This window comes from Paenibacillus durus (genome assembly GCF_000756615.1).
Taxonomy (GTDB): domain Bacteria; phylum Bacillota; class Bacilli; order Paenibacillales; family Paenibacillaceae; genus Paenibacillus_AQ; species Paenibacillus_AQ durus.
This window is the reverse complement of sequence record NZ_CP009288.1, coordinates 426,567-441,998: the sequence shown is the minus strand read 5'-3', so window position 1 is coordinate 441,998 and position 15,432 is coordinate 426,567. Positions and strand designations below refer to the sequence as shown.

9 protein-coding genes are annotated in these 15,432 nt (G+C 55.4%); 5 read left to right on the top strand and 4 right to left on the bottom strand.

Annotated features, from left to right (window positions below):
- The first annotated feature begins 657 nt into the window (after window positions 1-657).
- Window positions 658-2,991 (top strand): ribonucleoside-diphosphate reductase subunit alpha, encoded by a 2,334-nt coding sequence (locus tag PDUR_RS02065; protein ID WP_042204873.1) that lies wholly within the window; start codon window positions 658-660, stop codon window positions 2,989-2,991.
- Between the two features lie 267 nt (window positions 2,992-3,258).
- Window positions 3,259-4,290: a ribonucleotide-diphosphate reductase subunit beta gene (locus PDUR_RS02060; RefSeq protein ID WP_042204872.1), complete on the top strand. Its 1,032-nt coding sequence runs from the start codon at window positions 3,259-3,261 to the stop codon at window positions 4,288-4,290.
- A gap of 136 nt (window positions 4,291-4,426) precedes the next feature.
- Here the strand turns inward: PDUR_RS02060 and PDUR_RS28485 are convergent, their stop codons facing one another.
- Complete coding sequence (locus PDUR_RS28485; RefSeq protein ID WP_156130243.1) at window positions 4,427-4,567, bottom strand: winged helix-turn-helix transcriptional regulator; 141 nt, start codon at window positions 4,565-4,567, stop codon at window positions 4,427-4,429.
- Between the two features lie 202 nt (window positions 4,568-4,769).
- On the opposite strand from PDUR_RS28485, the gene PDUR_RS02055 reads away from it, so the two are divergent.
- On the top strand, window positions 4,770-5,888 hold the full coding sequence (locus PDUR_RS02055; RefSeq protein ID WP_042204871.1) for a Gfo/Idh/MocA family protein: 1,119 nt from the start codon (window positions 4,770-4,772) through the stop codon (window positions 5,886-5,888).
- 125 nt (window positions 5,889-6,013) lie between these two features.
- Here PDUR_RS02055 and PDUR_RS27000 read toward each other — a convergent pair whose 3' ends face one another.
- Both PDUR_RS27000 and ssuE read right to left on the bottom strand, forming a co-directional pair.
- Window positions 6,014-8,161, bottom strand: coding sequence for a methyl-accepting chemotaxis protein (locus PDUR_RS27000; protein ID WP_081949344.1), 2,148 nt, complete (start codon window positions 8,159-8,161; stop codon window positions 6,014-6,016).
- A gap of 220 nt (window positions 8,162-8,381) precedes the next feature.
- Window positions 8,382-8,936 (bottom strand): NADPH-dependent FMN reductase, encoded by a 555-nt coding sequence (gene ssuE / locus PDUR_RS02045; protein ID WP_042204870.1) that lies wholly within the window; start codon window positions 8,934-8,936, stop codon window positions 8,382-8,384.
- A gap of 1,002 nt (window positions 8,937-9,938) precedes the next feature.
- Between ssuE and serS the strand changes: the two genes are divergently transcribed.
- A complete protein-coding gene (gene serS, locus PDUR_RS02040) occupies window positions 9,939-11,240 on the top strand; it encodes a serine--tRNA ligase (RefSeq protein ID WP_042204869.1) in 1,302 nt (433 codons plus the stop codon).
- A 192-nt stretch (window positions 11,241-11,432) separates the two neighbouring features.
- Window positions 11,433-14,480, top strand: a complete 3,048-nt coding sequence (locus PDUR_RS26995) for an S-layer homology domain-containing protein (protein WP_052409932.1) — start codon at window positions 11,433-11,435, stop codon at window positions 14,478-14,480.
- Between the two features lie 105 nt (window positions 14,481-14,585).
- Here PDUR_RS26995 and PDUR_RS02030 read toward each other — a convergent pair whose 3' ends face one another.
- On the bottom strand, window positions 14,586-15,386 hold the full coding sequence (locus PDUR_RS02030) for an AAC(3) family N-acetyltransferase (protein WP_042204868.1): 801 nt from the start codon (window positions 15,384-15,386) through the stop codon (window positions 14,586-14,588).
- Window positions 15,387-15,432: the final 46 nt, after the last annotated feature.

Genomic DNA, 15,432 nt, shown 5'->3' with positions numbered 1-15,432 from the left:
CGGAAGCTGAACCGACGGGACAAGCGTATAGGCCGGGGCACGAATTGAACCGGAGCTATGGATAGACCGGAAGCTCTTGATGAGCCAGAGCCTGGATTGACCAATGCCCTCTGAATAGGCCGGGCTCTGCATTGGGCCAGTCCTTCATATGAAGCAGCCCTCCGATCTCTTTGGCTGGAATTACTGTGTCATCAATTAAACCGGATTTTCGCCTTAAATCGGATTATCGGCCCTTGGACCCTTCTTGGACCCTTCCTAGACCCTTCTTGGGCAATTCTATAGCGAATATGCGGGAATTTCTCCCGTCTATTTTTAGCATATAACTGTATTCAAGTAATTAAGACGGAAATTCTCCAGCTTATTTGTCCGTTTTCCCGCCTTTTGGACGCAAACGGCAAATTATGAGGGAGGATTTCCAGTTCAACTAAATATCATGCTCGTTTCAGGCCTTTTAAGCGGGAGAAATTCCCGTTGAGCAGCCTGGATCCGGGCCCCATTATGCGCTTAAATATATCAATTTTTGATATTGAAAATTAAATATATATACTTCGGCTATCCATAGAGAGGCCGTATTCATACTTATTATGTCCCTTATTCATTCACACCCTTTACCCTTTATCCCATAAAAATTTTATGCAGTGAAAGGAAGCGATCCGAATGCCACAACTCGTAGTGAAACCCGACAACCGCCAGCTTGCCTTTGATCATATGCGCCTCTCCGTTTATGCCGACCGAGTCTTAAGCGGACTGGACAATCTGAATAAGGAAACGCTGCTGCGCGGCGTGAATGCCAAGCTGCGGCGCGATGAGGTCAGCGGCGAGGAGATCAGCAGTGCTTTTACGATGAGCGCGCTGGAACTGGTTACCAAGGAAGAGCCGGACTGGAAATTCGCTGCCGCCCGCTCCCTGCTGACCTCCCTCTACAAAAAAGCGGCGGTCAACCGCCGCTACAAAGCGTACCCGGACGAGCCATACGGCGCGCTGTATCCGCTGATTGCAGGCCTCGTCAAAAAAGGCGTCTACCGCGAGGAACTGCTGACCGCCTACACGAAAGAGCAGATCGAGGAGCTGGGAGCCTGCATCGATCCTTCTCGCGACCTGCTGTTCGATTACATCGGGCTGCTCACGTTGTCCGACCGCTATCTGGCCCGTGACTTCGACGGTCGGGTCATGGAGCTTCCGCAGGAGCGCTACATGGTCATCGCCATGTACCTGATGCATCAGGAGCCCACGGAGAAGCGCCTGGAGCTAGCGAAGGAAGCCTACTGGGCGATGAGCAACATCTATATGACCGCCGCCACCCCGACGATGTCCAATGCGGGCAAAAAAGTCGCGGGCCAGTTGTCCAGCTGCTTCATCGACACCGTCGACGACTCGCTGGAAGGCATCTTCGATTCCAATACGGACGTGGCCCGTCTCAGCAAAATGGGCGGCGGTATCGGCGTCTACCTTGGCAAGGTGCGCGCCCGCGGCTCTGACATCCGCGGCCACAAGAACACAAGCTCCGGCGTCATCCCCTGGATTCGCCAGCTGAACAACACCGCCGTCAGCGTCGACCAGCTCGGCACCCGCAAGGGAGCGATCGCCGTCTATCTCGACGTGTTCCACAAGGACATCCTCGCCTTCCTGGACCTTAAGCTCAACAACGGCGACGAGCGCATGCGCGCCCATGACGTCTTCCACGGCGTCTGCCTGCCCGACCTGTTCATGGAAGCCGTGGAAGCGCGGGGGCAGTGGAATCTGTTCTGCCCGCATGAAGTGAAGAAGGTCATGGGCTGGAAGGACGGGAAAGGCCGCGCCCTCGGCCTGGAAGACTTCTATGACGAGAAGTTCGGGCAAGGAGCCTTCCGCGAGAAATATGCCGAAGCGTCCGCTCATCCGGAGCTGACCCGCATCACCGTTCCGGCTATCGACATTATGAAGCGGATCATGAAATCACAGCTGGAGACCGGAACGCCGTACATGTTCTACCGCGACACGGTCAACCGGGCCAATCCGAACCGTCACAAGGGCATGGTGTTCTCCTCCAACCTCTGTACGGAAATTATGCAAAATCAATCCGCTACTGTGGTCGAGCAGGAGGAGCTTGTGACGAAGGACGGCCAGACCCGGATCGTCATCTCCAAAATCCCCGGTGACTTCGTTGTCTGCAACCTGAACTCGATCCATCTCGCCCGTGCAGTTCCGGCAGGGGTGCTGGAACGCCTCATTCCGATTCAGGTTCGCATGCTGGACAACGTCATCGACATTAACAATATTGAAGTACTCCAGGCGCAGTATACGAACAGCCAGTACCGCGCCGTCGGCCTCGGCACCTTCGGCCTGCATCACCTGCTCGCGCTGGAAGGCATCCGCTGGGAGTCCGAGGAAGCGGTGGAGTACAACGACCATCTGTACGAGCATATCAACTACCTGCTTGTCCGCTCCAGCATGGAGCTGGCCCGCGAGAAGGGCCGCTATCCGAAGTTCGCCGGTTCCGACTGGGAGACGGGCGCGTACTTCGAACTGCGCGGCTACACCAGCGGCGAGCGCGAAGGCAAATTCGTGACGGCCGAGCATTGGCGCGCTCTGAAGGAAGAGGTCGCCACTGACGGCGTCCGCAACGCCTGGATGTTCGCGATCGCGCCGAACGGCTCGACATCGATTATCGCCGGCTCAACGGCCAGCATCGACCCGCTCTATGATCTGCTCTCCTATGAGGAGAAGACGACATACAAAATCGCCAACCCGGCGCCCGACCTGTCCGAGAAGACGATCTGGTATTACAAGACGGCGTTCCTGATCGACCAGAACTGGTCGATCCGCATGGCTTCGGCCCGCCAGCGCCATGTCGACCAGGGCCAAAGCTTCAACCTGTACGTGCGCCCGGACATCAAGGCGACCGAGTTCCTGGATCTGCACCTGAACGCCTGGAAGGGCGGACTCAAATCGACCTATTATGTGCGCAGCCGCGCGCTGACTATCGAGGAATGCGAGTCCTGTGCAAGCTGAAAATTCAGTAAACCGTTGCAGCAAACCGTTCAAGCAAAACTCGGCACAGCTTCGCACCTACAGGGAATGCTTGAGCTTCCGATCGCTGTTATCCTCGGATTTCCTGATTTAACCGCTTAGCGGTTGAAATCCGAGGATAAAGGCGACCGCTGACGCTTCTCCAGCTTCAAGCTTCCCCTCCGGTGCCGGGTGCCGAGCATCTAATCCACTCTGCGAGCGGCCATTTTAGCTTCGCAGAAGATAAACGCATTAAAGGAGTGACCAGCCATGCAGCTGCAAAAAATATTCAACACCGAAGCCCCCAACCAATCCACCCGCATTATCGAAGGCGAATGCTCCGGCATTCTGAACTGGAACGATATCCGCATGCCGCACATGTACAAGCTGTACAAGGTGCTGCTGCTGAACCACTGGATCGCCGACGAAATTCCGATGTCCAAAGACGCTCAGCAGTTCCCGCTCTTGGATGCGGAAGAGCAGCGCGTATTCAAGATCAACATCTCCCTGCTCGCCGTGCTCGATTCGATGCAGACGATGTTCATCGGCGACGTGAAGCGGTATTTTACCGACTCTTCATTGGAGGCTATTTCAGCGATCATCGGGCAGCAGGAGGTCGTTCACAACCAGTCGTATTCCTACGTCCTCTCCTCGATCGTTTCCGAGCGGGAGCAGAAGGAGATATTCGAATACTGGAAGCATGACCCCGTCCTGCTGGAACGCAACCAGTTCATTTCGGAGATTTACCAGGAGTTCCGCGATAATCCGTCGAGACAGAGCTTTTTCCAGGCGCTGGTCGCCGACCTGATTCTCGAGGGTATTTTCTTCTACAGCACGTTCGCCTTCTTCTACAACCTGGCCCGCGACCAGAAAATGATGGCGACCAGCCAGATGATCTCCTACATCCAGCGTGACGAGAACCAGCACTGCTACTTCTTCGCTGAAGTGTTCAAACAGCTGCTTGAAGACTTCCCGGAGCTGAACACCAAGGAAAATATGGACTATGTGTACCGGACAATCGACCGGGCCGTTGCCCTTGAGACGAACTGGGCGCATTATACGCTGCAAGAGGTGCGCGGTATCGACCTTCACGAGCTGAGCGACTACATCAAATATATTGCTAACAAACGCCTCACCCTGATGGGGCTGGACAAAGCGTACCCGGGTGTGGATGTGAACTGCATGCCGTGGATCAAGCCTTTCTCCGACGAAGCGCTGAATGCGACGAAGACCGACTTCTTCGAAGCCAAGTCCCGCAACTACGGCAAGGTGGGCGACGACAACGGGTTTGACGATCTGTAAGCCGAAACCCGCTCGGCATGTATAGACTTCGATTTTGAAAAAAATGGACCCTGACAACCGCCGTCAGGGTCCTAATTTTTCATGAAACGCTCCTCGCCCCATCTTACTGCCTGGGCAGCTCCCCCACACCTGTGCCCTATACCCGATTATGTTTCCCGACATACTCCCGCCTGGATTCTTCAATCCGCGAATAATACTCATTAACCCACTGCCTCATCTGGATCATATGCGGAAGCACCGACTCCCCGATCTCGGTCAGTTCATATCGGGTAATCAAGGGCGCGGACTCGCTGACCTACCGGTTGACAAGGCCGTCCCGTTCGACAAAGCAACGATGACAAGAACCGCCCACTTGACTCGGCATTCCCGCCCGGGGAACAAAAAAGTGCCCACTTACATTAACTCAGTCCTTGTATTATCGTAACGTTATAGCCGCATTTTAAACCAACAAACATTCTATGCATAAGGAGTTGGGTGTTATGAAAGTAAACAAGCGGGGCGTCGGGGTCATTGGTGCGAATATGAACGGTTCCTGGGGAGGGCTTGCCCACCTTCCGGCATTGCTCGCGCTTCCTGAATTTCAGGCGGCCGCCGTCTGCACAACCCGTCAAGACAGCGCTGATGAAACGGCGAAGCGTTTTGGCATACCCTACGCTTTTACCGATCCCTATGAGCTTGCCATCCATCCGGATGTCGATCTGGTTACGATCGCGGTTAAAGTCCCGGAACATGAAAAGCTGGTACAAACCGCTCTGGACGCCGGAAAATCCGTCTTTTGCGAGTTTCCGCTCGGGCGAACGTCCGCTGAGGCGGCTCACTTGCTCCATGCATCCGAAGAAAAGAGCGTCCGTCATTTTACCGGATTACAGTCCCGGGCCAACCCGGCTGTCCGCTACCTGAAAGACTTGATTGCCGAGGGATATATCGGGGAAGTCCGGGCCGTACACTGCAACTACGCACTGCCGCTGTTCCCTTCGCGGTCAAAGCAGATCCCTCAATCCCGAGTCTATTTGCTGGACAAGACAAACGGAGCGAACCATCTGACCATTGCCGCCGGGCATTTGCTTGATGGAATAACATATCTGCTGGGCCCCTTCTCAGAACTGTCGGCCATTCTCGAGACGCAAGCGGACCGGATACCCATTATGGAAACAGGCGAGATTGTTAAATCCACATCGCCCGACCATGTGGTCATCACCGGAAAATTGGCGGGCGGAGCGATTATGAATACCCACATCCGCAACACCCACATTGGACATTTTTCGATTGAAATAAACGGGAAGGAAGGCGACTTGGTCCTGCAATCGAACGAGAACTTCATGTTTCAAATCGACTCTTTCACGCTGAAGGGAGCGCAGCCGGGCAAAGCCATCGGCGAACTCCCCATTCCGCCGCAGTATATTTTGCAGCCTTCGGGCCTGACAGCCGGACCCGCGTTCAATCTGGCCGGGCTGTACAGGCAGATTTACAGCGATCTGGAGGGGAACACCCGCCTGGCCCCCGATTTCCATACGGCACTGGCCGCCCATACATTGATCGACACGGTACAAAAAGCCGCCGATACCGGAACAAGGCAAACAACGGAACCCTCGGACTAAAACATGCAGCCGCAAAACGTCTCAAACCTAAAAACGAATCCATTCCCGCTAAAAGCGAAAGAATGGATTCGTTTGCTGATACTGCACGCATTTCTTTTCAGGGCGCGGCCGGAAAATAGCGGATTCTACACCCGGAAGCGGCTTACAAGCTCCTGCATCCCTTCCGCCATATGGGTTACAGCATGGAAGGAGGAAGACATCTCTTCCATCGAAGCCAGCTGCTCCTCGGCTGCGGCGGAGACCTCCTGGGTTCCGGATGCCGTGGTATGCGCTACGGCGGAAATGCCTTTAAACGCCTGCACGACATGGCCTGTACCGGCTGAAATATGCTGAGTGGCCGCCGATACTTCCTGAACCTGGCTCTTCACCTCATCGACATAATGTTCAATCTCGGTGAATAAGCTGCCCGCCGTATGGACAAGCTCCATCCCAAGCTCCACTTCCTTCGTGGCCCCCTGCATGGAATACGCTGCATTGCCGATATCGGAGCGAATGGTCTGAATGAGGCCGGCGATCTGCTCGGCTGATTGGGAGGACTGCTCGGCAAGATTTTTCACCTCCTCGGCGACTACCGAGAAGCCCCGTCCGTGCTCTCCCGCCCTGGCCGCTTCGATGGCGGCGTTAAGCGACAATAAGTGGGTCTGCTGCGACAATTGCGTAATGACCTCATTCATTTGTCCGACTTCCTGAGAAATGGATGACAGCCGGACAATTACTTTTCCTACTCTGTCAACAGAGCCGCTGATGGATTTCATCTGTTCTGATACAGTCCGGACCGCCTCTCCCCCTTTGGACGATTTGTCGGAGGCTGTGGTAGTCGTCTCCGCAACCGATAATGCGCGTTCGGAGATTTGCTGAATTTGCGCTGCGACCTCATGAATGGTATGTACGCTTTCTTCCACCTTAAGCACCTGGAGACCGGCGCCGTCGGCGATTTTCTCCGTAATTCCCGCGATATGCCCGGACGCTTTGGAGGTTTGCTGGGCGCTAAGGGACAACTGCCCGGCAGAATCCGCCAATTGACTGGAGGAGTAACCGATTTCCGTTAGAACGGATTTGAACGATTCGGCAATATGATTAAAGCTGTCGGCTACAACCCTTAGCTCGTCTTTGGTGTCGACGTGAAACCGGGCGGATAGATCCCCGCCGGCCATCTGGGAGGCCGTCTGCTTGATCTCGGTCACTACGCGGGTAATCGAGCGGTAAAGCGCCGTGAACAAATACAGCGAGAGCAGAATCGCCCCTCCTCCGATCAATTGAGTCCAGAAGACCTGCCGGCTGCCGTCCTGGACCTCCCGTACCAATCTATCGTTGACCCAGCCTATTCGTTCATTCCACTGCGCAAAAGAACTGTCCAGCGCATCCTCCGACAGCTGCAGCCATTCCTCCTGATTCATCGCCACTTTCAGCGGCATCAGCACCCCGGATTCCACTTTTTCAAGTGCAAGCCCGACACTCTCCTGCGTTTTCGCATCCGCCGCTCTCACCTTCTTGAGCGCAGGGTCTTCCTGATCGGCAGAGCCCGCAGACGGCGTATAAATACTCCCCCACCCGCTCTTCACAGAATCCCAATCCGCGGCTATCGTGTTCTTGATAACATCGTCGATCGTGGTCTGCGTTACCGCAGTCAGCGTGTCGGTTTGGAACAGTCCAAGCTGAAGCAGGAACGAAGGGAATTTACGGAGAGTTTCCTCTTTAATTAGGAACAGCCCCGGATCATTCTCCAGCAAAAGCTCCGATTTTACCCCCAGAAGGTCGATCAGATCCACGGTCTGAGTTAACAGTTTCATATGTACGTCAAGGCTTTCCAAGCGTCTTAAGTCCGGCCCTTGTGTTTTAACATTATTCCACTGGTCTTTGTAGGCGTTCCATTTCTCATGCAGTGAAGCATCGTTTGGCAATGCAGCCAGATTGGCCTCAAGGGACTTTATCGTTTGGTCGATCTCGGCTTCAACCGTCTTTAGCTCTCCGGTATCCGGTAGCCCCGCATAGGTCCCTGCCTGCAAAATGGAATGCCGCTCCAACAGCCGCAAAAGTCCGCCCGATATCTGAACAGCCTTCAACCCGTCAATCTGGCCTCTAACGACCGCGACCGAGCTTCGTGATTCAACTGCGGATTGCCCGGCCAATACAAGCACCGGAACCAGCACCGCTATCCCGATTAGAGTAAACTTTCCGAGAAAAGATAACCTGTTCAACAAAGCGATTCCCGGCTGCAGTCCCAAAAATCTCCATCTACTTCTCGCTTTAAGCGCTCTAACCAATGAACCCATGACCTTTACCCCTTTTCAATCTTCAAAAGTATACTATTCCTACTAAATTACTATGAAATTTAGCATGATTATTTTCTTATGTCAATGAAGATTCACGGTATGGCTTAGGCTGAAAGTGCAAAAGCAGTCCGTCCTCGGTGAGGATAGACTGCTTTTTTCGCCGCATAATCTTTTTTTCAGTTGTAGTTCTTTCATCCCGGAGTTCGGTTATCCTAATCGGCTAGTCCCGCGCCTTGCGGCCTGCTTTCAGCTCCGTCTCTTCCGCGAACTCACCCAGTGCGCTGTCCAGCCGCAGCCGCAGTTCTTCGGCAATCTCCACCGCTCCGGCATCATTACGCACGACCTGGGAGTCCACCGCGTACACGCCGCCAAGGATATGGCGCGCGCCCAGCACGGACAATACCGGCTTCAGCGCATAATCAATCGTAAGCAGATGCGCAAGGCTGCCGCCCATAAAGAGCGGAAGCACGATTTTTCCGGCAAGTCCTTTTTGGGGAACCAGATCCAGGAACGTCTTAAGAACCCCCGTATAGGAAGCCTTGTATACCGGACTTACAACGATCAGAGCGTCCGCTTCCGCCACGAGGCCGTTCGCTTTGACAATCGCTTCGCTCTCGAACTTCGTATGAATCAGATCTTCCGGCGGCAGCTCCGCCACATTGATCCGCTCAACCTCAAATCCTTTGCTGCCAAGCGCTTTCTCTGCATACTCAATCACCGCATTGATGCGCGATACAAGCGACGGCGTTCCATTAATCACTACAATCTTAGCCACTTTCCACCTCTTCTGTCAGTCAGGGAGCAAAGGGCCCCGAGAACCCGACAAATAACTTAAATTTAAATTATCGTAACAAAGGGAGCCTGCCCATGTCAACGCGGACGGGCCTGCGAAGGGCATAGGGAAGGCGCCTGCAAATAATGAGATCTTGGTTAGAGGCTCCCTTAAGCATCAATCACCGCACAGCTGTTCGAATTCGGCAACCCCTCTTCTGGAATCGTACTCCGCAAGAAGGAAAGAATGAATGAATGAAAGGTTTACGGCTTCAATCGGAGCGGCGGGCAAACCTACCCATGTGATACGAACTTCAATGAGACGCGGGTGAGCAGGATAGGGCAGAAAACCTGAAATAGCGCATCTTTTTTTCCATTTGAAGCAGCCACGGGGTAACACGCCTGTAAATGTGCATTTTTTGGGGCTTGGTGAACCTCAAACTCATCCCGCACAGTTGAAATTCCTGCACAATTTCAGGAACTTCCTGATAACCGACGCTTTCGATGAAAAAAACTGCACTTGAGCTGTTTTGCCAGCCAAACGGACGCTCCCAAACGGACGGTCCCAAACAAATATGCCCTAACGCGCCAGATTGAACATGGGAATCTATATTGGTCATGCGCTCATTTTAGTGTTAAACCCAAGCCATCTGTACGGACAATCCTGACGGATGAGAAAGAATTAGGACCCGCCAATACTTCGCTCTGCCAATTTCCGCTCTGTTACCTTGCCATTAGCACCTTCCTGCGCTATACTAGCGGCAACATCACATCCTGATCAGGCCCATGACCGGCATCCAACCGTGAGGCGTTTGCGACCGGGGCGGCATCAAGACCGCTCTCTAAGTTTACCGGGTTTCGCCCGTTACCGCGAAGACCAAAGAGGATCGAATACCGCCGTTTCAGGCCGGGCTTCGGTCAACCTGGGTGGCACCGCGAGCTGACGCTCCTCGTCCCATGGATGAGGGCGTTTTTTGTATTTTTTTACAAAAAGGAGCGAACGGTTATGCTGGACATGGTTTGGATCAGGGAAAATGCGGAGCTTGTCAGACAGACGGCCAAGTGGAAAAAGGTGGACTTCCCGCTAGATGAGCTGCTGGAATGGGACGACCGCCGGCGCGGCCTGCGCCAAGAGACTGAAGAGCTGCGGGCGCGGCGCAATGCGCTTACCAAGGAAATTGAGGCGCTGCTGCGGCAGGGAAATCCTGCGGAGAGCGAAGCGGTTAAGGAACAGGTCAGGGAACTGGGCGGCCGTCTGACTGAGGTGGAAGCGCGGCTCGGAGAATCCGAGACCAAATGCCGGGAGCTGATGCTGCGGGCGCCGAATCCCGTATCGGAGGATACGCCTATCGGTGAGAGCGACAAGGACAACGTGGAGGTCCGGCGCTGCGGGGAGCCGCCCGCGTTCGGCTTCGCGCTCCGGGATCATGTGGAGCTCGGCGAGCTGCATGACATTATCGACATTCCGCGCGGCGTGAAGGCGGGCGGACCGCGCAGCTACACGCTGAAGGGAACCGGACTGTATCTGCATCTCGCCGTGCAGCGGCTCGCGCTTGATGTGCTGACCGCCAGAGGGTTTACGGTCATGGACGTGCCGGCAATCGTCCGCCCGGAGACGCTGGTGCGGACCGGATTCTTCCCCAGCGGAGAGGATCAGACTTATGAACTAAGCGGCGAGAACCGCTGGCTTGCCGGAACTTCGGAAGTTCCGCTCGTCTCGCTGTACAGCGACGAGACCCTCGACTTGAAGGAGCCGATAAGGCTTGCCGGAATGTCGGCCTGCTTCCGCCGCGAGGTCGGTTCGGCGGGACGGGATGTGCGTGGGCTGTACCGGGTGCATCAGTTCTCGAAGATCGAGCAGGTCGTCCTGTGCGAGAACGACCCGGAGGTATCGGAGCGCATGCTGCAGGAGATTCTGGCGAACGCCGAGCATATTTTGCAGCTGCTGGAGCTGCCTTACCGCGTCGTGGCCGTCTGCACCGGCGACATGTCGCTGAAGACGCACAAGCAGTACGACATCGAGACCTGGATGCCGGGGCGGAACGCTTACGGGGAGACGCATTCGGCGTCGAATCTGCTCGATTTCCAGGCGCGCCGCTCGAATATCCGCTATCGCGGCGCGGACGGCAAGCTGCGGTACTGCCATACGCTGAACAATACGGCAGCCGCCACGCCGCGCATCCTTATTCCGCTGCTGGAGAACCATCAGCGGGAGGACGGCTCGATTTATATTCCGCAGGCATTGCGCAAATACATGGATGGACGGGAGGTTATTCCCGCTCCCCGTTCGGATGCCGCTCATGAGTGACGGCGGATAAGCACAGCGGCCCCGCTCTTTGCTTGTACAGCGAAGAGCGGGGCCGCTGTGCTACTTTTTTTGGCAAATCTCTCTATCAATTTGTGCTCGGCTAACAATTTTTTGCGAAAAATTGCCAACCATCCGAATTGTCCCTATTATAATTTAATATATTCTTACTATTCTACAGGAGGTTGAGATTACATGAACTTATCTTCCCAGTGTAAGAGATCACACAGTCTCCTGCTGACAGCCGCCCTGCTGCTGACCGCTCTGTTCCCAGCCGTCAATTACGGCAGCGGACAAGCCTATGCGGCTGAAGCGGCGCAGGCGGATCATTCCGCCGCTGTTCCGGATGCGGCAACCGTGCAGCTGGCCACCTACACAGACCAGGATTTCAAACTGCGCGTGCTGCACACGAATGACACGCACAGCCATCTTGAAAACGTCGCCAAACGAATTTCGGCGATTAAGAGCGAACGGACCGGCAATTCGATCCTGCTGGACGCGGGCGACGTTTTCTCAGGAACGCTCTATTTTACAAAATTCGAGGGTCTGGCTGACCTGGAGTTCATGAACTACATCGGCTACGACGCCATGACGTTCGGCAACCATGAATTCGACAAAGGACTGCCCACGTTAAAAACCTTCATGGATGGGGCCTCATTCCCGTTCGTCAGCGCCAACATCGATTTTACAACGCATAACAGCGAGCTTGCCGGGCTGTATCACAATGAAACCGGCCTGATTGATGGCCCCGGCACCCCTGCCAAGAACGGCAATATTTACCCCACTGTCATCAAGGATGTCTACGGCGAGAAAGTCGGCATTATCGGCCTGACCACGGAAGAAACCGTCGGACTCTCGTCTCCGGGCGACAAAATCACTTTCGAGAATTACAAGACAAGCGCAGAAAAGGCAGTAAGCATGCTGCAAGCGAAAGGCATTAACAAGATTATCGCCCTTTCCCACCTCGGGTATAACATTGACCAACAGCTTGCGGTGGAAGTGCCTGCAATCGACATTATCGTTGGAGGCCATACCCATACGAAGCTGGATGTTCCAGTAGAGGTTCCGCATGGAAGCACCGGAGACACCACACTCATTGTGCAGACGGGCGAATACGGACAAAATCTCGGGGAGCTCGATGTCTCTTTTAACACGGGCGGCCAGCTCACAAGCTTCTCCGGCAGGCTGCTGGACGTCGCCAAATACGCGGAAGACACCGAAGCCAAAACGATGCTTGCCCCGTATGACGCGCAGCTTGAAACCGTCCGTCAGACCGTTGTCGGCTATACCTACACGGATCTGTACACTCATCGTATGATCGACGGTAAAATGGTGCGCGTGGCGCGGCAGGAAGAAATACCGCTCGGCAACCTGATCGCCGACAGCATCAACAGCAAATCGGCGGAACTGGTCAGCAAACTGCTCACCCCGTCCGAATTGTCTTCCATTAAGGGCTTTGTAGCCATTCAAAACGGCGGCGGCATCCGGGCTCCGATTAACCAGGGCGACATTACTCTCGGCGAAGTGCTGACCACCCTTCCGTTCAACAACAGCCTTGTAGCCCTCAAGGTTACCGGCAAGGAAATCATTTCGTCTCTGGAAAACGGCGTCAGCGGCCTGGAAGCCGATCAGGGACGGTTCCCGCATGTATCCGGAATGCGGTACACTTTCGATTCAGCGAAACAACCGGAAATCGTCGATCCCGCTACCAATCAGGTTAAACAGGAAGGCAAGCGGATCGTATCGGTGGAGATCAAGCAGCCGGACGGCAGCTACGCTCCGGTCGACCCGGAAGGCTATTATATTTTGTCCACGAATTCCTTCATGGCCGGAGGCGGCGACTTCTACCGGGCGCTGGCGGGGGCCAAGGCGGATGGACGCTATTATGAACTGTACGTGCCTGACTATGAAGTGTTCGATGAATATTTGGGCAAAATCGGCCAGGTGAACATCGGCCTTGAAGGCCGGATCACCAATTTGAAAGGCGCTGAGGCTTCGCCTGCGCCCGGAAGCGGCGGCGGAACCGTAACCGCGCCAACCCCGACGCCTTCGGTTTCGCCGGCACCGGCTCAGGCTCAGGTAACGACCCTGACAGCCGAAGATTTGACGAAGCGTCTGGCAGCTCTGCTTGCAGGCATCAGCGAGCTGGTCATCCCGGTTGCCGCCTCCGCAGGCGGCGCGGAAGTCGTGCTTCCGGGCAGCGCCCTGCTCCAGCAGGCTGCCGCAACACCTGAGCTCGTACTGACCTTTGACACAGGACAGGCCTCCTACTCGCTGCCGCTGAGCGTACTTAACGGTACGGCGATAACGACTCAGCTTGGAACGGGCGACTTTACAGTTACCATCGCCATCAAGCCCGCAGATGCGGCCACAACCGCCGGAGTTAACCAGGCCGCCGCGAAGCAAGGCTCGCTCACACTGGCCGCGCCGGTCATCCAGTTCTCCATCACGGCCAAAGCCGGAAACCGCAGCGTCCCGATTAACCGTTTCGACAGCAAGTATGTGGAAAGAACGATCCAAGCTGGCCGTTCGCTGGATAGCAAGACGGCTACGGGCGTCGTGTACGATCCGGACACGGGCGTGCTTTCCTTCGTCCCTTCCGTCTTTACGGCAAATGCGGACGGCACGGCAAAAGTTACCATTAAACGAGCCAGCAACAGCTATTACACCGTCGTTGAATCTTCCAAGACCTTCGGTGACATTACGGGCCACTGGGCCAAATCGTCCATTGACCTGCTGGCCTCCAAGCTGATTGTCAACGGAAATGACACGGGAGCGTTCTCGCCGTCGAAATCTGTGACCCGCGCAGAATTCGCGGCGCTGATCACACGGGCGCTGGGTCTCGAAGCGGTAGACGGCACGGCGGACTTTAAAGATGTCAACCCGTCCAAATGGTATGCGGGAGCGATTCGGACAGCCTCGGCGGCAGGTTTGATCTCCGGTTATCCAGACGGTACCTTCCATCCGGACAGCCCAATTACCCGCCAGGAAATAGCGGCCATCCTGTCCATGGCGACGAGATTTACCGGAACGTGGTTGCCTGACGATAGGGAAGCGCTGGGAAGGTTCAAAGATCAGACAGCAATCGCGGTATGGTCCAGAAGGGCTGCAGCCGAGCTGGCCGCGGCCGGCATCATCCAGGGCACTCCGAACGGCTTCTTCGCTCCGTGGCAGACGGCAACCCGCGCGGAAGCGGCGGTCATGCTGGAGAAGACGCTCAAGGTGCTGAAATTCATTAATTAAGCTCCGCCTGGTGTAACCGTATTGGATAAACAAAGAACCTTCAGTTCCACTTGTATAGTGGTTCTGAAGGTTCTTTTGCGTGTTGATGGGATTCGCTTTACCCGCTTAGCGCCGGCGTTCCATCCAATGTACAGCATAATCGACGATGGCCCGCTGGGACATGAGCTGCGCGGGAGCCGCCGCGACAAGACCGTGCCGGATCAGCCCCTTCTCCCCTTCAAAGTCCTCGCCGATTTCACCAAAATCATCCGAATTCCATTCCAAATCCGCAAACCGCGCCCACCTTCTGACTCCGTCCTCGGAGACCGGAGCGCCGGCGGTCACTTCTTTTCTGCCGGGATAGCTTGCACGGTATTCCGCGAGGTGCATAGAGGTATTGTTCAAATGCCCCACACCCAGCAGCAGCACCATGCCGTCCAGATCATACAGGCGCCCAAGCGGCGATCCCTCGCCAAGACCGTACGACAGCTCATGTCCGGCAGTGACCGTATCGGCATGCTTGCCCCAAGCGGCGAAGGAATACAGCGGATGCTCACTGCGCCTTACTCCCTGCTGCTTGCGAAAAGCTTCCGGGATAATGCCCATCCCGCGCGTAAGCGTCAAGTCCGGGGCGTAGGGCGGCATCTGCTCCCGTATCGTGTCCCACCACTCTTTCGGAACCGGGGGATTGCACCAGCCCGAAGGGTCGGTCAGATCTGTCGTATGCGTCGGCATGATGAGCGTGCCCGCTTCGCCCAGCACTTGTTCAAGCGCCAGAATAACAGCGGCCGGCCCGCCAGCCACCCATTCGCCAAGCGATTTGAAGGAGGAGTGCAGCAGCACCGTCATGCCTTCCAGCAGGCCAAGCCGCCGAAGGTCCTCCGCCAGCGTCTCTACCGTAATCAAATTCCCCTGTATTTCTCTCATATGATGATCTCCGATCTTGTAACATACTTCAGGCAGCCAAAACCGT